The sequence below is a fragment of the Pseudoalteromonas sp. BSi20439 genome (genome assembly GCF_000241165.1).
Taxonomy (GTDB): Bacteria; Pseudomonadota; Gammaproteobacteria; order Enterobacterales; family Alteromonadaceae; genus Pseudoalteromonas.
The window spans coordinates 40767-60003 of the sequence record NZ_BADW01000010.1 but is presented as its reverse complement, the minus strand read 5'-3'; the positions used below and the strand labels follow the sequence as shown (position 1 = coordinate 60003).

The window sequence follows — 19237 nt, the reverse complement described above, 5'->3', positions numbered from 1 at the left end:
GCTAAGCACTAAGCGCTCAATGCTGGCGTTTAAGTACTGTACTTAGTTATTTATATTCCACCTTAGCGGTTAAGCGATTAAATAGCCCTGGGAAAAACCGTTTTATAAACGGTGCCCAGCCACTCAACCCTTGGCCTATCACAACTTCGTCTTTTTTATTATAGATTGCAGTGAGCATTTTTGATGCGGCGACATTTACGTTCATACCATTTTCTATTGAAGGTTCAGGTTTGTTTTGCGCCTCCCCTTGCTCGTTCAATGAGTTATGAGCAATCGCCGTTTTAATTGAGCCTGGGCAAATAGTTAAGCAATGTATATTGTGCTCTGCTACTTCGGCGCGTAAGCAGTCCATAAAGCCCACTACAGCGTATTTACTGCCTGAATAACCAGTTCTAAACTTAGAGCCTACTTTACCTGCCACACTACTAATAGCCACTATTGAACCGCTTTTACGCGTTACCATTGAAGGCAATACCGCTTTAGTGAGTGCAATTAAGCCAAAATAGTTTACTTCCATAAGTTGGCGATACACTTTAAAGTCGTTTTCTAAAAATAAGCTACGCTGTGATACGCCGCCGTTATTTATTAAAATATCAATGGGGCCTAAGCTGTCTATTTGTGCTGACACATCCTGCAGTACGGTTTCGGGCTTTGATAAATCAAGGGGGATAACACGATGCCCCTCGCCTTTTAATTCGGCTTTTACTTGGTTGAGTTTATCCACATTTCGCGCTGATAAAATGACCTTTGCACCTTGCTCTGCAAATTGCTTGGCAAGTTCTTCACCAATACCTGATGATGCGCCGGTGATCCACACTGTTTTATTATTATAATCCATGGTTTACCTTATATTATTAATTATGCTTTAGTTGGACCTGCTATTTCATTCACTTGCTGTTCTAAGTTTTTGTAAAAGCCCATTAAAAATAACAGCTCAACAGTGACATACAAAGGGCCAATAATTAAGCCAACTAAATCATCAACAAAAGCGGGCTTTTTACCTTCAAAATAATGACCAATAAATTGTAATACCCAGCCAAATACAAACACCCCAACTCCAATTGTTAACCATGGCACCAAAGCCATAGCGGCTATTGGTTGTGCAGCTACCAGTAATAAAGTAAAAATAATGCCCATTATCAAACCAAGCGAAAAGCTCAGCATAAAATAGTAAACCACAGAGGCTAATACAAAAATTTGCGCACCATCAATGTTAGCACTGGCAATAGGAATTTCAATTCGTGCAAGTAAACATAAAACGGCAAACACAATAAGTGGAATACCAAAAAAATGGGTTAATACATTTCGTTTAGAACGATGGTACAAACCATACTGGCCGAGCTGTTGTTCAAGGGTTTTCATGGCGATGTTCCTGTTGTTATTTTTTATAAGCAAAGCTCACCTTATAAAAAAAGCCACATAATAACAACTGATAACGAGAGTTAATCAATAAAACTAAGTAAGTAGTAGTTTAATGCGTTATTGCTATAAATTAGGTAAAGTCATCGTTAATAATTAACGTGATCATCACGAGGACGTTTGCATGTTTTTAAAGGCACTCGCCGTTGGCCTTTTGCTCGCTTTGGGTGAGGTCGTTAACGGCAATATTAGAGTAAGGATCTTACATAAATTTTACGCTCTAAAGCGCGCTAAAACGCTCAGCTTATTTTCCGGCACTGCGATTATTTATGCCATTGCGTGGATCACTTTGCCATGGATTAACCCTATTTCGTACTTAGATTGTTTAAATGTGGGCTTAGTTTGGCTAACAATAATGCTTAGTTTAGATATTGTTGTGGGCAGATATGTATTTAAATATAAGTGGCACAAAATTCTTGATGATTTTAACCTCTTCAAAGGTAACTTACTGAGTGTAGGGATGCTGTTGCTTTTTATAAGCCCCAGCTTGGTATTTTGGTTACAGATGAAAGTTATGGTTTAGATCACTCCTCTAAAAGCGCAGCGTCTCTTCGCCTTCTTTGTGCATAATTCAATAAACCCTATTTGAACACAGAGAAACGAATGAGGACTAAATGAGAAGCCATAAAAAGTTGTTGTTTAGATCACTCCTCTAAAAGCGCAGCGGCTCTTTGCCCTCTTTGTGCATAATTCACTAAACCCTATTTGAACACAGAGAAGCGAATGAGGAGTAAATGAGAAGCCACAAAAAGTTATGGTGTAGTTCACTTCTCTAAAAGCGCAGCGCCTCTTCACCCTCTTTGTGCGTTAATCACTTAAAATCTATTTAAAGTAAGAAATAAATAAGCTTTCAACATACCGCGATCTAAGCTAATGCGGTTACCAGCTTGCCTTTTTCATGTGTGGGTTGCATTGCCATTCGCTGAGTGCCTTTTTCGAATTCTTGCTCTAACATTTTTTGTAGTTCGGCAATCTGCTCTTTTATGGCGTCTACATCAGCACCTTGCTCTTCTAGTTTTTCTGCCAACGCTGCTATTGCTGCCTTTAGCTCAGCTATTTTTTCTTTATCAACACCTAAACGTTGATAAATTAATGCCTGTTGCGCATTTTCTAAAAAGCTTTTGTCTGCTGGCTTAGCGATAAAATTGGGGGGTGCTTGATTTTCAGCGGCACTGGTTGTTGCCGCAGCGGCAGACGTCGGCACAACATCACTCGCTTTTGCCGCTTTGTTAACGGGGCTGTTATAACTACTATATTGATTTTTAAAGGTTATTGATGTCATTAGCTGAAATCCATTTTGCTTAACTGTAATAACACAGCAACTTTGATACCAATTGATATTTTTATTTCAAATTAAGCCCACTTAGCTCATTTCGCACCCATTTTTCATCTAAATATTGCTCTAAGTGTTGTTCAGCAAACTTTAAAAAACTGCGTGCAGCATGTGATATGTGTCGGTCTGTACGCACCACAAAATACCAATGACTGGCTAAAGTGGTGTCGGTAACATTAAGCACTTTAAAGCTATTATCACCTTTAGGTAGCACATGCTGAGAAAGCACCGCAATCCCCATACCTGAAGCCACCGCCACTCTAATCGCTTCATTACTGGCCATTTGCACACTGTCACTTAATACCAAGCCTCTACTTTGCAGCTCGCTCTCAAATAACATGCGCGTTGCGGAGCCTGTCTCGCGTAGTAAAAAACGATACGGAACTAAATCAGCCAGTGTCAACGCGGTTTTATCGGCTAACGGATGATTTAGCGGCACTATAAACACTAAAGGATTATGTAAAAACCTAGCTGCTTGGGCATGCTCTAATGATGGCGGGTGACTAAATACATAAATATCATCTTCTCCGCGTTCAAAGCGTGCTAAAACAGCAGAGCGATTACCTATTTCAAGTGGCAGCTCTACATGCGGGTGTTCATTACTGTATGGCCCTAGCAACTTAGGTAAAATATATTGGGCGGTATTAACCATGGCAATTTTACATCGTCCACGTTCCCCCCCTTTTAGCTCCGCTAGGTAATCTTGGTAGTCTTCAAAATGACCAAAAACCTGCTGACAGGTTCTAAACAAGGCCATGCCGGCTTCGGTTATTTGCAACTTTTGTTGCTGCATAATTATTAACGGCTCACCTACCGCTTCTTGTAAGCGTTTAATTTGTAAAGAAACCGTAGGCTGAGTCAAATGAAGCCTGCGCGCCGTTTCGCTTATAGAGCCGGTTTTTACTACACTCATAAATACTTCAAGTAGTCTAAAAGAAAGTTGCCTTATGTTCATACACACCTCATAGATTTTTATCTATAGGATGGTAGCATTCATTTTATTATTTACTATATAAAGATTTGCCTATAATGGCGCCGCTCAACAAAATGAATTAGTAACAACGAAAACAAAGAGGAGAACAGCGTGCCTGATATTGTAGTGATGTTTTTTATTTTAGGATTAGTGGCGGGTATCCTTCGCTCTGATTTAGCTATACCCAAAGCTACATATGACACCCTCAGTTTGCTACTCATGCTTACCATAGGCCTAAAAGGTGGTATGGTCCTTCATGGCAATTTAAGCTGGCAATTACTGCCCGAAATGGCCTCGGTAATGTTACTTGGTGGGCTTATTCCACTGACTTTATACCCTATTTTAAAATACGTTGTTAGGCTAAGCGTAGCTAATAGCGCAAGCATTGCGGCTCACTATGGTTCGGTTAGTGCAGGTACATTTGCGGTAGCCTTAGCGTATGCAGAATCGGCTAAATTAGAAGTGGGCGCAGAAGTTACCTTGTATCTGGTGATGCTTGAATTACCCGCTATCATTGTGGGTTTACTGCTGTATCGTAAGCTCGACAAAGCACACAGTGAAAACACTAACTTATCGTTAAAAGCGCTGTGGCACGAAACGCTCACCAATAAGAGTGTGATTTTGCTCGTTGGCGGTGTAATTATTGGTATGATGTATGGCACCCAGCAAGGTAGCCAAGTTACCAGCTTGCTCACCAATAGCTTTAAAGTGGTACTGGCATTGTTTTTGCTAGAAATGGGCTTAGTAGCTGCACAAACGCTTCGCCCTTTCCCTTGGCAACAATGGAAATTGGCTGCTTTTGCCATTATTACACCATTATTTTTAGGCACCATTGGCGTTATTGTTGGCACCTGGCTTAATTTAGAATTAGGCTCGGTGGTTATACTGGGCAGCTTAGTGGCGAGTGCCTCTTACATTGCCGCACCTGCGGCCATAAAAGCAGCTATTCCCAAAGCGGATATTGGTCTTGCCATGCTCAGCTCGTTAGGTGTCACCTTTCCATTTAATGTTATTGTGGGAATTGGTTTGTATCACCAACTCGCCGTAGCCATAAGTTAAATAATATAAACTCTGGATAATAAATCTCTTATCTAGAGCTCAGGTTAAATAGTCTTTATCAAAAAAGCCCAAAGTGGGCTTTTTTTGGTTTTATAAGCAGTGTTATTTAATTTAAAACAAGGCTTAAAAATACAACAATTTTAAAACAATAAAGCTAACTTACTTCTACAAAAAAATAGCATGTAAGCGTTTAATTTACGTAAAAAAACATTTTAAATACTATTTTCATTTAGCAATTAAAAATCTCTTTACTTCGTTGTCAAACCAGCCTACATTCGCCGCAAAATTAACCTGCTTAAAATAATTGCTTTATCTATCCCCCTAAAGTCAGTAATTATTTAACCCCCTTTTATCGGAACAATCTAATGGTGGAACTTGCCGCTGATAGTAAATCAAATAACCCCTTAGCGCCGGTTATTGGCTTATCGTTTTTTGCTATTGCGTCGGGCTTTTTAATGAGCCTGATCCCGTTATCACTTAATGCATTTAACTTAAATATTGATTTAGCTCCATGGCTTGCCAGTGTGTTTTATTTGGGCTTACTAATTGGTGCTTTATGTATAGAGCGCGTAGTGGTGAAAATCGGTCATAGGTTGGCTTTTATCGGGTTTTTAGCCTTACTAATTGTTAGTGTTGTTGCCCAGTTGATCAGCCCAACTGCCACTATGTGGTTAGTCGCGCGATTTGTGGCTGGCATGGCAGTAGCTGGCGTATTTGTGGTGGTAGAGTCGTGGTTGTTAATGGCCAACACCGCAAAAGCGCGAGCAAAGCGCTTGGGGTTATATATGACCTCCCTATACGGTGGCAGTGCCGTAGGGCAACTTGCTATTAAACCATTAGGAACGACAGATGCCATGCCCTATTTATTTGTTATTGCTTTGTTAGCTGTTGCGATTTTAGCGCCGCTATTAATTACCCAAGGGCAACCTAATACGCAAAATTTACAAAAACTCCCCCTTAAAGAGCTTAAAACCCTGAGCCGCCCCGCTATTTTGGGCTGTTTAGTGTCGGGATTGTTACTTGGGCCTATTTACGGCTTACTGCCTGTGTATATTGCGGCGCAATCAGAGCAGGCACACTATACTGGGTTACTTATGGCGGTGATTATATTAGGTGGCATGTTAGTTCAGCCTTTAGTGAGCTATTTATCAACCCGCATTATTAAAAGCTTATTAATGGCGATTTTTTGCTTTATTGGCACCGCCAGTGTGGTGGGTATTTTACATGCAAATAGCTTTGCGGCTCTAGTGAGTAGTTATTTTATACTGGGTGCATGCAGCTTTGCACTTTACCCAATTGCTATTACGTTGGCGTGCGACTCACTGCCTATGGCAAAAATAGTCTCAGCCACCGAAATAATGCTATTAAGTTACAGTGTGGGCTCGGTTCTTGGGCCGCTTATGGCCACCCACTTTTCAGATAAAAGCCATGGTGTGCTTATTTACTTAGGTGGCTGTTTAATTACTACCTGTATTTACATGCTTATAAAAAGTATGAAAAAATACCCACAGGTAACACTCCGGTTGCTGGCTAGCTAATGCTAAAAGCCGCTTAATGCTGGTTACGGTATTAAGCGGTTTGCACTTGAGTAATCGCTTTCGCGACTGCTTTATTTTTTAACTCAAGTACTTCAATTTTATGCTCGTTTATAAGTTCATCAACAAAGCTGCTGCGGTTACTATCATCAGTTATTATGTACACTTTATGTTTAGCGCGAGTGAGCGCCACATAAAATAAGCGACGCTCTTCGCTGTGTGCGAAATTATCTTTTGCGGGTAATAATGCCTCTAAAATTTGAGACGTTGGCTTAATGCTTGGAAATCCATACGCCCCGCCATTCATTGCTAATATAATGACATAATCGGCTTCTTTGCCTTTTGAGCCATGGAACGTATCACACTCAATATGCAGTGCTGAAAACTCTTGCTGTAAAGCACTTATATCGGCCAGTGAAGGTAACTGAAATCGAAACCGTACAAGTAAATACACAGTGACAGGCTTGCCTGAATGACCCTTAATCCCCTGTAGTAAATGCTTAATTGCACCATTATTTAGCTCCGCTATTTTGGTGTTTTTAGCTGAGCCACTATTTAGCGTTTTGAGCACGCTAACGGCGGGTTTAGTTACCTTTGCAACTGAGTGAATGTTTTTAGCTAACTGCGCTGGGTTTTTCATAATAAAACCTGCGGCAACCTCGCCAATTTTATTATTAAAGCGAAAGGTCCTATCTAATAGAGTTTGTGTTGTAAAGCCAAAATGTGCGGCAAACTCGGTAGTAAGTCGCATATCTGCGCCACTAAAACGGTAAATAGCTTGCCAATCGTCTCCTACTGCAAACAGTGAACTATTCGATTTATTATCGCGCAGCGCTTTTACAAGTGTAGCTCGCAGCGGCGATATATCTTGAAATTCATCCACCATGATATAACGCCAAGGCGATGTAAATTTTTTTGTGTTTACATAATCGAGGGCTTTAATGATCATGTCGTCGAAGTCTATTTCGCCTTGTGTGCGTAAATAATGGTTGTAGTTGGCAAACAACGGCTTTAATAATTTCCACGCTTGCTGTATCTGCTTTGAATCGCTCTCAAGTGTTATATTTGCGGTTTTATACGCACTTATTAACTGGCTAAACACAGTCGCTAATTTAGTTAAATGACCACTGGCTTTTATCTCTTTTAAAAGCGCTATATGGTTAGGCTTTGCAGCACTAAATTTTAAATCGCTTTTAACGGCATAAAGAGTGTTACTAATGTAATTTACCAATGCTTTAGCATACTGTGGTTTAGCATTGGCTAGCGATTCCAAACACCCTTCCACCCACTTTATTTTAGCTTTTTCGTTTTCAGCAAGTTTAGATATTTTAGGCGGCTTGCCCTCAACATCGCTAATAATAGTTAAACCCACACTATGAAACGTGGCCGCTTTAATGGACTCAGTGCCCAGCTTTTGTTTAATTCTTTCGTCCATTTCGCAAGCGGCTTGCTTACCATAGGCGAGTAATAAAATATCGTTGTAATTAGCCTGTTTACTGTTAACCAAATAGCCCGCTCGAGCCACTAACACACTGGTTTTTCCTGTACCTGCCCCTGCTAGCACTAAGTTATTATCGTCGTCTATTATGCAAGCTCGGCGTTGTTGCTCAGTGAGTGGATTTGTTTCAACGCCATTAAAAAAATCGTGGTAGTGCTTTAATTGTGACTGGGTGTATTTATGCTGAAAAAAGCGAGTGAGTGAATCGCTCCACTGGCTGTATTGCTCAAGCAATTTTATTTGTGTGCTGACTGGTGCTAAAACATCGCTGCTTTTTATCCAAGGTAGCCAGCGTTTATATTGCTCATCTACCTGTTTTTTTATATCAGCCACATATGATTGGCGCAAAAACTGAGTATGAGCAAATTGGTTTATTTCACTCAACACCTCATTAAGCACAGCAATATTGCTTTTAACCCACAGCATATCGGTATGCGCTTTAAATACCCTATTACTGCCATAGGCCCTCATCCAAATACGATACTGCTTAGACTCGGTATTCAAGCGCAGTGTTTGCCCAAGCACACCGTATTCATAGCGAATGGGCGACGTTAAATCACGCCAACTCAGTGTGGTTGTTTGTGTTTTGTTGCTGAGCACTAAACCTTGTGGGTTTATGTCTAAAAAGCGATGCGCAGTAAAAATGCGGCCAAATACACTAGGCTGAATAGAATTCATTTACGGCAGAATTCCTTTATAAAAATGAACCAATTAGCCGTATTTTAAGGGAATAGTGTATGTAAGTGTAATAAATATAAAGATAAATAATGATGCAGTAGCTGCTGCATCATTATTTGAGTTTTAATTAGGCTTAATAATTAACAAGCCGCTTTATTAAGGCCTAATTTTTCGTATCAATAATAATCAGTTCACATTCAGTAGTTGCTGTTAAGGTGATGTTTTTAACCTTTGTAACTTCTGCGCCGTCACCTTCGTTCATATTAATTGAGGCTAACTCATCATTAATAATAAACTCCCCTGCCGATGCCAGTACGTAGGCTTGATAATCAATCGGTTGTGTTATTGAAGTGCCTTTTGCCAGCTTTCCACCGTAAATACGCGTCTGCTGATTAATAAACAGTGCACTATCGGCATCTTTTGGATAACCCGAAACCAGTAAGCTAAGGGTGCTTGCCGCTTGTGTAGGAAACTTCTTGCTTTCCCAGCGCGGCTCAACATTATGTTGATTACTCTGAATCCAAATTTGATAAAACGTTAGTGGTTCATCTGTTAGGTTATATTCTGAGTGGGTAATGCCGGTGCCTGCACTCATTACCTGCACCTCACCTTGCTCGGTGATCCCTTTATTGCCCATACTATCTTGGTGAGTAATGGCACCACTGCGGATAAAACTAATAATTTCCATATTTCTATGCGGGTGCGCACCAAACCCCATACCTGGGGCTACCCAGTCATCATTAACTACACGCAAAGTGCCAAATCCCATACGCGCAGGATTATAGTAATTCGCAAAACTAAAGTGGTGCTTTGACTTGAGCCAACCATGATCAGCATGGCCTAAGCTATTTTTTGGGTAATGAGTAAGCATATTTTTTCCTATACGTTATCTCTGCGTCATTTAGTACTGACGGTCTCGATCATGGGCAGCATCAAACGTGTGTTTAGCACCTAAAGGCACAATTTGCGTTGGGTTAATGGTTACGTGACTTACGTAGTAATGCACCTTTGTGTATTCTAAATCGACCGTTTCCTTTATCCCAGGTACTTGGTAAAGCTCATTAATGTAGTTACTAATATGATGAAACTCGCTTAACTTTTCTCGATTACACTTAAAGTGCCCGTGATACACCGCATCAAATCGAATAAGTGTGGTAAATAATCGCCAATCGGCTTCAGTGAGTGTGTCGCCTACTAAATAACGCTGTTTTGCTAATCGTGCTTCTAACCAATCTAAGCTATCAAACAAGGCAATATAAGCTTCGTTATACGCTTTTTGAGTTGTAGCAAACCCGGCTTTATACACCCCATTATTAATGGTGTTATAAACACGGGTATTCACTATTTCTATTTCTTCACGTAGCGCATCTGGATAATAATCGTCGGTGTTACCTGTAAGCTCATTAAACGCGCTATTAAACATGCGAATTATTTCTATTGATTCGTTGTTTACAATAGTCTGCGTTTTTTTATCCCATAAAATAGGCACGGTAACACGCCCTTCATAGCTAGGGTCGGCTTTTAAATACAATTGGTAAGCGTAATCTAAGTTATAAAGTGGATCGCCCTGCTCGCCAAATTCCCAGCCGTTTTCCATCATCGGAGCTTCAACAATGCTCATAGAAATGATGTCTTCGAGCTGCTTTAATTTACGAAAAATAATGGTGCGGTGCGCCCAAGGACAAGCCAACGACACATATAAATGATAACGACCCGCTTCTGGTTTAAATTTACTGTTTTGCGCTGATGAAATCGTATCTCTAAAGCGGCTATCTTGGCGTACAAATTTACCGTCGCTTTTTTCGGTGTCGTACCATTTATCGACCCATTCACCGTTAACAAGTAATCCCATGTCCGTCTCCTTAGTTTATAGAATGTGCCAACCTTACGCAGATTGGCAGCTTAAAGTTTAATCACTTATGTGATCCGCTTATTAATTTAATTTGTTATGAATCTTTCCATCAACAGATAGCTTTCCAGCTCCTTGGATCAGTAGAGCTAGGGTAATGGCTAACAGCGATAACGCAAATTCATAACCGTTATTGCTCATAAATAAACCGTTATCTATGTGCGTGGTAAAAATAGCAACCACCATAGTGATAGCCAGTACAAAACTCGCAGGACGAACCAGTAAACCAACGATGAGTAGTAACCCACCAAAAAATTCTGCGCCACCGGCCATTAATGCCATTAAATAGCCCGGTGCTAAGCCAATCGATTCCATCCATTGCCCCGTGCCTTCTAATCCGTAGCCACCAAACCACGCAAACAATTTTTGAGCGCCATGAGCACTAAACACTAACCCCGCAATAAGCCTTAATGGTAGTGTTGCAAAAGACTGTTCAGTTTTTGTGATGGCAGCTGTGATATTTTTAATCGTCATAGTTTTAACCTGTATTGCTCCAATTGAGTATGCAGCTATTGTATAAGTTGAATTAAAATTAAATAACTCCTATTATTTGCTCTATATGTTCAAATATTTTGAACAGTTAATTTTGGGTATCATTATGAATACACCCCCTATCAGCATAGAAGCTCTATTGGTATTAGACGCCATTGAGCATCGTGGCAGTTATGCAGCCGCCGCTGAGCAACTTAATAAAGTGCCCTCAGCCTTGTCGTATATTGTTAATAAACTTGAAGAGCAATTAAATGTAACTTTGTTTCAGCGTCAAGGTCGACGCGCGGTTTTAACCCCCGCAGGTAAACATTTACTGTTCGAGGGGCGTAAAGTACTCAATGCTATAAATAATTTATCGGAGCAAACACAAACTATAGCTAATGGCTGGGAGCCTCGAATACGTATTGCTTATGACTCTATTTTTGAAATAAGTCACGTATTTAACAATTTGCAGCTATTTTTAAATGAGCATAAAAATATTGAGATAGATATTAAAGAAGAAGTACTTAATGGCACTTGGGAGGCTTTAATTGAGGATGACGTTGACTTAGTGATTGGTGCACCAGCTCCGGTTCCAAATCAAAAGGGGATCAGAGCGGTAAAAATAGCCGATATTCAAAATGTTCTGGTGGTTCACCCTAGCCACCCGCTAGCGCAACTAAAAAGGCCTATTGAGCCCAGCGAACTTGGTCAATACACTACGGTTATAGTACATGATTCTGCAAAACAAAGTATTCCGTGGTCAGCTAATTTAATCGAAGGTAATCAACGTTTTTTATGTAAGTTCTGTAAGCCAAAAAATAACCGCTATTTTATCTGCTATTGGCATTGGTTATTTACCTGCAAACCTTATTGCTGAACATGTAAAAGCTAACAAACTGCATGTTGTGGAACTTACCGAACCACGCCCTATTCAAGACTTATACCTTGCATGGAAAATAACAAACAAAGGTAAAGGCTTAAAACAGCTGACCCAAATTATACTAAATAATATTTAACCCTTAAAAACGCAAAAGCCCATGCTAAAACAGCATGGGCTTTTTGAATCAGTAATAAATATTACAGTGCGAGGTCTTGCTTAGCGCGTGTTAAGTTGTGCGACACTAACTCGTTACCAGACATTTGCTGTGCTTCGTAAAAGTCTGATAATGCAGCCGTTTCGTTTTTAGCCATTAAACGTCCTACACCACGGTTACTTAAAGCAAATGACGTAAGCTCACGTACTTTAAAGCGTGGGCCAGTGCTTTGTTGTAATAAAGTAATTGCTTTTGAGCAGATTGCTTCAGCTTGGCTGTAATTTTTTGATTTTACATTTAATGCGCAGTCGTTAAATGCAACTTCGAATTCTTGAGGGGCTGTTTTAGCCTCTTCAATAACCATTAACTTGTAATCACTTTGATCAGCCATTACAGCAGCTGAGCAAGTTAATAAAGAGCCAAGAGCGATGGTTTTGATAAGTGAGCGTTTCATGATTAATTTCCTATTTGGTTAGTCGTGCTTGTTGCCGACAACTGAACTTTAGAGTTTTTACTTCATTTCGACAAACGATTAAAAACAAACCAATAAGTGAAAAAACTAACCTATAGACTTTACGCTGATAAAAAGCGTTTAACAGTTCAAAAAATCAATCACCTCTTCTTGCACATCAATATAATCATCTTCTGACATATTTAGTGTTGCTAATACGCGTTTTTCTATATCATCCCAATCTTTGGTGGTGTCGCCGCGTAAAACACTATTGACCAAATTTTCAGACATTTTTAAAACGCTATAACACAATTGTTGGTTACTTCCAGTTATGTTACTTAGCATGCTCAAATCGTGATGACGTAAAATAAGCTGACAAATATCTATGGGTAAATGCCAGCTGGTCGCTAAGTAATAACCCACAGTGGCATGATTAGTTCCAAATAAACGCTCTTCTATATCTATCAAGCTTTCTTTATGAGTATTATTTGAAGTATGCAAAGCACTCACGTAGTTATCGAATTTAACTGCCATCGGCACAATGCCACAATCATGAAATAAACCCAGCGTATACAAATATTCTATTGGCACTTTATCTTTTATACATTGGCCAACAATCATATTTACCTCTGCAATTTCGGTGGCGGTATCCCAAAAGCGTTCTAAGCTAATGCAGCATTCTTTTTGGGTGAACATTTGCTTTAATTTTAAGCTTGGTACTAGCGCCTCAATACCGTTCCAACCTAAAAACATAATGGCCTGTTTAATATCAGACACACTGCGCACTAAGCCATACGATGGTGAATTAATAATTTTTAGAATAGCCGATGAAATAGCCACATCTTTAGCAATGATCTCTGCGGCGTCTGAAAGTGAGGGTTCTTGAGCAGATGCTAATATTTCAAGCTCATTTAAGATTTGTGGCTTTGGTGGAATAATAAAGTTTTTATTTACATCTGATAATACCTGCTCATTAACTACAATCATCGATGTCTAGCCTCCAGCTAAGCTATATGGATTATTTATTTAAGTCCATTTGAACTTTTATACTAGAAGTTGATTAGGGATTTATCAATTTGTAAGTGCTGAAATTGGTAGGATAAAAATAAAATTTAAAACAATAGCAACACACGCCCATGTGTGGGCGTGTATTTATTAATATTGGCTTAGAAATAATAGCCAATATTAATGTTAAAGCGACGCTCAGTTTCGCTGCTGTCGCCCGCTAATGAACCGCCAACAAACGGCATATTTTTACCATGAACTAAGTCAAAGTAAGTGAATAAACCACCTGCAGCTACCGAGAAACCAGTTACGTTCATCCAGGTATCTCTGCTGTTGTCAGATTTGTCGTAAATAGCACTGTAGTCGTTGTAAAACTGTAAGTTTGTCACCGCGCCCCATTGTACCGGTACGCTGTATGCTACGTTTGCACTCGACATTGTTGCCTCTGCCGCCATGCTGTCGTAAAACGAGTAAGCGCCTACAGCAATGCGGTTTACGTTATCAATATCGTAATTGTATTCGCCGTGTTGAAGTTGTAAGTTCCATGGGCCTATATTACTGTTTAAATGTAATGCCCAAGCGTTGTAATCACCTGCGCGGTCAACACCATCATGTAAACCACCAGCAAGTGCTGATACACCAATTTCAGTTTTACCACCTTCATGTTCTAGGTGATAGCCGTAACGGCCTGAGAACGTATTGTACTCGCCTATAGCATTAGTTGGCTCAGCATAAACACCATCGCCGGCTTCTCTAAAACCAACAATGTCGTAAGAATAACGATCGCTGCGGTTATCTACATAACCATCAACACCACCTAATTCATCATTTTTGAAAAAGCCCAGATCAAGCTGCCAGTTATCAGCAATCTTACGCTTAAATAACACCCCTAAATCGTGATCGTCTTCAAGGCCAACATAATAGTTAGTGCTGAAAAAGTAGTTATGTGAATTGTATGGCCAGTTACCAAAAGGAACCTTGGTAATACCTGCTTGGACTTGCCAATCATCAGCAAAATCATAGGCGGCATAAGCGTATTTAACGGCAGTCATGTAGTCAAAAAAACGAATTTCAGCGTTTAATTTTACATCACCAACGTCGCCTGAGAAATTTAGACGAAAAATATCAAAATCAAAATCGCCACCGCGATTTTTATTGTCGTCATCATACGAGGTATGGCTGTAGTTGGTTCGCACAGCGCCGCCAACTTTAATTCCCTGTGGCTTGTGATCATGCTTTGCCACTTGAGTTTCGGCTATATCTTCTTTCTCTTCAATGGTGCGGTCGATTGATTTTTCACTTTTTTGCTCTGCTTTTGCAAGTTGCTTTTGCAGCATTTCCACTTGTTTTTGTAAGCTGCTTAATTGCTGCTTTACTTTATCGAGATCTGTATCTGCATGTGCCGGATGTGAAAATACAACCATAGCCACTGCCAGTGCTAAAGGTTTCATAGGTGTCATAATTTGTCCTTGCTTGCCTTGTTGATATTATTAACTCGAACTTGGTCAGCGTGAGCTAAGTACCTGCTTGATTTTACATGTTGTTTTACAATGATAACGTATTTTTACAACTCTTCAATTACACTTTATGATTTTGCGCAACAGATCAGTAACACACAAACTACTTTTTAGCTGGGTAACCATGAGAATTAATCATATTTTTATAAATGAAAGCAGTAAGTTGAAAAAATTAAAGTTGGAAAAATAACAGGATGCTAATGTACCTATTATAGTGTGCTATTATTTGCAAAAATCATACGTAAATCAGCAAGCTTGCTGCTAAAAAATACATTAAGGACTTCCAATAATGAAAAATAACGAAACCTTTAACACCATTGCTACGTTAATTTTTAAGCATCTTTATAATAATTTTCCAAGCCCAAGTCAGTTAGATCCTAAACAAGTAATTAGCGATGCCTCAGATCAACAAAGTGAAGAAATTAAAGGCACTATTGCCTTTCTTATTCATGAGGAGTATATATTTTCAACGCCCAGCGCTACCTTTTTGCTAACTGAAAAAGGCTTTAGCCACGCTTTGTGTCCAAAATTTTGATCTAACTTTACTTTTAAACACTAAAGCTTAAGTGAATTACTGTAAGGAGTTATAACAATGAGTGATTTTATTTGGTTACTTCCAGCTGTGGTACTCACTATCATTTTAATTAAACTGATTAAACAATCTAAAAAACTGCCTTAGCTTTTTATTTAATGAGTACGCTTTAGCAATTTTTGGATTTGCGCGTTCACCATCTCTGGCTCATCATTTTGTGGATAGTGGATAGTGGTAACTTTTACTGGTTAGCACTATCTCACCTTGAGGAAAAGCATTAGCCCAGTTTGCATGCAGTTCTCCCCACATTTCACGCCCTTTATCAGTAAAAAATAACACCGATGGATTTTCATATTTTTTAACTGAGGCAATAACCGTCACAGGAATATCAGCTATTTGTGGGTAATCGGGCAAAGGTCGCTTCGACCAAAAGTCTAAATACTGATTCGACATGCCATTTTTCATATCATCGCGTTTTATAGCGGCAATTTCTTTTTCAGCGCGCGGTAAATCAACCTTACGCATAATATCAACATCATGCTCTGAGGCCGGTTCAATTAACATTAACGCTTTAATGTTATCAGGGTAGCTTGCCGCAAATACCCTTGCGATATAAGCACCATAAGAATGCGCCACATAAACTACTGGTTCTTCAATTTTTAACGCTTTAAGTAATAGCAAAGCCTCAGTAGCATACTGCTCTGAGCTATAGTTTTTCTTTATTTGCGAAGAGCCGCCATTACCAATTCGAGAATAGCGAATTACTTTTGCATGCTTAATAAGCGCTTTATAAATGGGATCCCAATCACTAAGCCCTGCAGAGCCACCCGCCTCGAGTAAAATAGTGTGTTTGCCACTACCCGCCATTTCATATTCAATATCAAAGCCATTTACTTTAACTTTAGCAAGCTCAGCAAACACAGCGGTAGAGGTGATTAATACCCAAAATAGAATCGTTTTTATTATTAGTTTCATATTGTTAAAATAGATTAGTAGTTAGTTTAAGTTTATAGCATTAAGCACTATGTTTATAAATAAATTCTCTAACGCAGAACCTCAAAAATAAATAATCACTTCAATCACTCTTAAATCATGTTTTGACTGATAGATTTCCTTATTCAAACCTATAAACCTCTGTGACCCTATGCCATAATCTAAATAATTCATAAATTTAGTAACTTGGCGGTATATAAACCGTTTCAAGCTAACTTATAGGGTTTTTTAATGGCTTATCAAGAGCAAAACCAAGCAACAATCTATTGGCACGACTACGAGACCTGGGGGGCGAGCCCACAGAAAGATAAGCCGAGCCAATTTGCAGGTGTACGCACCGATCTTGATTTAAATATTATTGGCGAGCCGCTTATTGAGTACTGTAAGCCACAAGCGGATTATTTACCGCATCCTGAAGCGTGTTTAATTACCGGTATTACCCCACAAGTGGCGATGCAAAAAGGCTTAGTTGAGGCTGAATTTATTGCAAAAATTCATGCAGAATTTAGCGTGCCCAATACCTGTGTGGCTGGTTATAACAGTATTCGCTTTGATGATGAAGTAAGCCGATATAGCTTTTATCGTAACTTTTACGACCCGTACGAGCGTGAATATAAAAACAATAACAGCCGTTGGGATATTATAGATTTAGTGCGTGCCTGCTATGCACTGCGCCCTGAGGGTATTGAATGGCCGTTAAAAGAAGATGGTAGCCCTAGTTTTAAGCTTGAGCATTTAACTGTCGCTAATGGTATTGAACATGCCGCTGCGCACGACGCGTTAAGTGATGTAACGGCCACCATTGCCTTGGCAAAGCTAATTAAAGAGAAGCAACCTAAACTGTACCAGTTCTTTTTTAGCCTTCGTGGTAAAAAAGCACTCGCTGAAATGGTTGATGTATTTAATATGACCCCGTTAGTGCACACCTCGTCTCGTATTCCAGCAACCCAAGGTTGTACCACTTGGGTGGCACCAATGAGTTTTCACCCGGTAAATAAAAACGCAGTTATTTGTTTTGATTTAACCCAAAACCCGCAGGTGTTACTTGATTTAAATGTAGAGCAATTACGCAAGCGTTTATACACCAAACGTATAGATTTAGCGGAGGGTGATTTACCCGTAGGTTTAAAATTAGTGCATTTAAACAAGTGCCCTATTTTAGCGCCTGCTAAAACGCTGCTGCCTGAGAACGCTGCTCGCTTGGGTATTGATCGTGAGCAATGCCTAGCTAATTTAGCCATTTTAAAAGCCAATACCGAGCTTCGCGATAAAGTCACTGAGGTATTTAATGAGCAAGGCGATTACAGCGCGACCACAAATGTAGATTATTTATTATATGATGGCTTTACTAGCCATGCTGATAAAGCCAAATTTGCGATTATTCGTGATGCAAAGCCAGAAGACTTAGCAAGCTTGAAACTTGAATTTGAAGATCCTAAATTTAATACTTTGCTATTTAGGTACCGCGCCCGTAACTGGCCACAAACGCTCAACCAGCAAGAGCTTGATCAATGGCGTCAATATTGCCAAAGCAAGTTAATGCATGGCGAAGATCAGCCATCAATCAGCGCACAAGATTTTATGATCACCCTTGAAAACTTAGCGCATGAACATGATGACAGCGAAAAAAATCTTACAATTTTAAAAGCCTTATATAACTACGCGCAAAGCATGTAATTTACTGTAGTTTATATAATGCATAAAAACGCGACCCTTTATAATTAAAGCGTCGTCGTTTTTTGTATATAGTTAGGTAAGCGAAAGTAAATTCCACCAAAAGAAGCGAATGAGAAACACATAAAACCAACATTTACTGTTTATGTTTATCACTTTCTCTAAAAGCGCAGCGCCTCTTATCCTCTTTGTGAATAATTTACTTTTACCAATTACATTACTTTTTATGCAGTGCTTCTATACGTGCTAATAAGCTTGAGGTATCGTATCGCCCGCCGCCAAGAGCTTGTACATCAGCGTAATATTGATCAACCGTTGCTGTCATTGGCAGTGTTGCACCGTTATTTTTAGCTTCATCAAGGGCAATGCCTAAATCTTTGCGCATCCAATCTACAGCAAAACCAAACTCGTATTCGCCTGCCCACATTGTTTTGTAGCGGTTTTCCATTTGCCACGAACCGGCTGCGCCTTTAGAAATGGTTTCTATTACTTTTTCGCCATCAAGCCCCGCTTGTTTAGCAAAATGTAAGCCCTCAGCTAACCCTTGCACTACACCAGCAATACAAATTTGATTAACCATTTTACATAATTGCCCTGAGCCCGCTTCGCCTAAAAGCTGACTAAAACGGCTAAATGCCGCCATGATAGGTTGTGCTTTAGCAAATACTGCTTCGTTGCCACCCGCCATCACGGTTAACACCCCATTTTCAGCTCCAGCTTGACCGCCCGATACCGGCGCATCAATAAAGTCGATATGCTGTAAAGCCGCTTTTGCCGCAACTTCACGCGCTACCTCAGCAGAAGTAGTTGTGTGGTCGATTAAAATTGTGTTTTCCTGCATGCCTGCTAGCACACCGTCATTGCCGTATACCACTGAACGTAAATCGTCGTCATTGCCTACACACATAAAAACCATATCGGCACCATTTGCGGCTTCACGCGGGGTAGGTGCAAAACTGCCGTTAAAATCTTCGACCCATTTTTGTGCTTTAGCTGCTGTGCGGTTATAAACACATACGCTGTGCCCTGCTTTTGCTAGATGCCCTGCCATTGGGTAACCCATTACGCCTAAACCTATAAATGCAATTTTAACTGACATAAAAATGACCTATTTAACTGATAACTTAGAAACATAAGCTCGATTATGTCAATC

16 protein-coding genes and 3 pseudogenes are annotated in these 19237 nt (G+C 39.8%); 6 read left to right on the top strand and 13 right to left on the bottom strand.

Annotated features, from left to right (window positions below; all coding sequences use genetic code 11):
- Positions 1–46: 46 nt before the first annotated feature.
- Together P20439_RS00875 and P20439_RS00870 are read right to left on the bottom strand one after the other, a co-directional pair.
- Positions 47–838 (bottom strand): SDR family oxidoreductase, encoded by a 792-nt coding sequence (locus tag P20439_RS00875; protein ID WP_008109234.1) that lies wholly within the window; start codon positions 836–838, stop codon positions 47–49.
- 20 nt (positions 839–858) lie between these two features.
- Entirely contained in the window at positions 859–1362 is a 504-nt protein-coding gene (locus P20439_RS00870; RefSeq protein ID WP_008109236.1) for a DUF962 domain-containing protein, read from the bottom strand.
- A 181-nt stretch (positions 1363–1543) separates the two neighbouring features.
- On the opposite strand from P20439_RS00870, the gene P20439_RS00865 reads away from it, so the two are divergent.
- A complete protein-coding gene (locus P20439_RS00865) occupies positions 1544–1942 on the top strand; it encodes a hypothetical protein (protein ID WP_008109238.1) in 399 nt (132 codons plus the stop codon).
- Between the two features lie 342 nt (positions 1943–2284).
- Here P20439_RS00865 and P20439_RS00860 read toward each other — a convergent pair whose 3' ends face one another.
- Both P20439_RS00860 and P20439_RS00855 read right to left on the bottom strand, forming a co-directional pair.
- A complete protein-coding gene (locus P20439_RS00860) occupies positions 2285–2701 on the bottom strand; it encodes a hypothetical protein (protein ID WP_008109239.1) in 417 nt (138 codons plus the stop codon).
- Between the two features lie 61 nt (positions 2702–2762).
- On the bottom strand, positions 2763–3707 hold the full coding sequence (locus P20439_RS00855) for a LysR family transcriptional regulator (protein WP_008109240.1): 945 nt from the start codon (positions 3705–3707) through the stop codon (positions 2763–2765).
- 129 nt (positions 3708–3836) lie between these two features.
- Between P20439_RS00855 and P20439_RS00850 the strand changes: the two genes are divergently transcribed.
- Together P20439_RS00850 and P20439_RS00845 are read left to right on the top strand one after the other, a co-directional pair.
- The gene (locus P20439_RS00850) at positions 3837–4784 is read left to right on the top strand and encodes a sodium-dependent bicarbonate transport family permease (protein ID WP_008463973.1); all 948 of its coding nucleotides are present in this window, start codon (positions 3837–3839) and stop codon (positions 4782–4784) included.
- Between the two features lie 365 nt (positions 4785–5149).
- A pseudogene (locus P20439_RS00845) lies at positions 5150–6318 on the top strand (MFS transporter).
- Between the two features lie 35 nt (positions 6319–6353).
- Here P20439_RS00845 and helD read toward each other — a convergent pair.
- The 4 genes from helD to P20439_RS00825 form a co-directional block, all read right to left on the bottom strand.
- Positions 6354–8495, bottom strand: coding sequence for a DNA helicase IV (gene helD / locus P20439_RS00840; protein ID WP_008109244.1), 2142 nt, complete (start codon positions 8493–8495; stop codon positions 6354–6356).
- A 163-nt stretch (positions 8496–8658) separates the two neighbouring features.
- Positions 8659–9366 carry a pirin family protein gene (locus P20439_RS00835; protein WP_008109245.1) on the bottom strand — a complete coding sequence of 236 codons (708 nt, stop codon included), beginning with the start codon at positions 9364–9366 and terminating at the stop codon, positions 8659–8661.
- A 30-nt stretch (positions 9367–9396) separates the two neighbouring features.
- Positions 9397–10347: a glutathione S-transferase family protein gene (locus P20439_RS00830; RefSeq protein WP_008109246.1), complete on the bottom strand. Its 951-nt coding sequence runs from the start codon at positions 10345–10347 to the stop codon at positions 9397–9399.
- Positions 10348–10428: 81 nt separating this feature from the next.
- Positions 10429–10878, bottom strand: a complete 450-nt coding sequence (locus P20439_RS00825) for a DoxX family protein (RefSeq protein ID WP_008109247.1) — start codon at positions 10876–10878, stop codon at positions 10429–10431.
- A gap of 124 nt (positions 10879–11002) precedes the next feature.
- On the opposite strand from P20439_RS00825, the pseudogene P20439_RS00820 reads away from it, so the two are divergent.
- Positions 11003–11894, top strand: a pseudogene (locus P20439_RS00820) (LysR substrate-binding domain-containing protein).
- Positions 11895–11955: 61 nt separating this feature from the next.
- Here P20439_RS00820 and P20439_RS00815 read toward each other — a convergent pair.
- The 3 genes from P20439_RS00815 to P20439_RS00805 all read right to left on the bottom strand — a co-directional run bounded on the left by P20439_RS00815 (position 11956) and on the right by P20439_RS00805 (position 14828).
- Positions 11956–12366: a hypothetical protein gene (locus P20439_RS00815; RefSeq protein WP_008109249.1), complete on the bottom strand. Its 411-nt coding sequence runs from the start codon at positions 12364–12366 to the stop codon at positions 11956–11958.
- A 138-nt stretch (positions 12367–12504) separates the two neighbouring features.
- Positions 12505–13350, bottom strand: coding sequence for an HDOD domain-containing protein (locus P20439_RS00810; RefSeq protein ID WP_008109250.1), 846 nt, complete (start codon positions 13348–13350; stop codon positions 12505–12507).
- Between the two features lie 179 nt (positions 13351–13529).
- The gene (locus P20439_RS00805; protein ID WP_008463969.1) at positions 13530–14828 is read right to left on the bottom strand and encodes a porin; all 1299 of its coding nucleotides are present in this window, start codon (positions 14826–14828) and stop codon (positions 13530–13532) included.
- A gap of 346 nt (positions 14829–15174) precedes the next feature.
- On the opposite strand from P20439_RS00805, the gene P20439_RS00800 reads away from it, so the two are divergent.
- Positions 15175–15420 carry a hypothetical protein gene (locus tag P20439_RS00800; protein ID WP_008109253.1) on the top strand — a complete coding sequence of 82 codons (246 nt, stop codon included), beginning with the start codon at positions 15175–15177 and terminating at the stop codon, positions 15418–15420.
- Between the two features lie 152 nt (positions 15421–15572).
- Here P20439_RS00800 and P20439_RS00795 read toward each other — a convergent pair.
- Positions 15573–16392 (bottom strand): annotated as a pseudogene (locus P20439_RS00795) (alpha/beta fold hydrolase).
- A 249-nt stretch (positions 16393–16641) separates the two neighbouring features.
- Here P20439_RS00795 and sbcB point away from each other — a divergent pair.
- Positions 16642–18087: an exodeoxyribonuclease I gene (sbcB, locus tag P20439_RS00790; RefSeq protein ID WP_008109257.1), complete on the top strand. Its 1446-nt coding sequence runs from the start codon at positions 16642–16644 to the stop codon at positions 18085–18087.
- Between the two features lie 214 nt (positions 18088–18301).
- Here sbcB and P20439_RS00785 read toward each other — a convergent pair whose 3' ends face one another.
- Positions 18302–19183 carry an NAD(P)-dependent oxidoreductase gene (locus P20439_RS00785; RefSeq protein WP_008109259.1) on the bottom strand — a complete coding sequence of 294 codons (882 nt, stop codon included), beginning with the start codon at positions 19181–19183 and terminating at the stop codon, positions 18302–18304.
- Positions 19184–19237 lie beyond the last annotated feature (54 nt).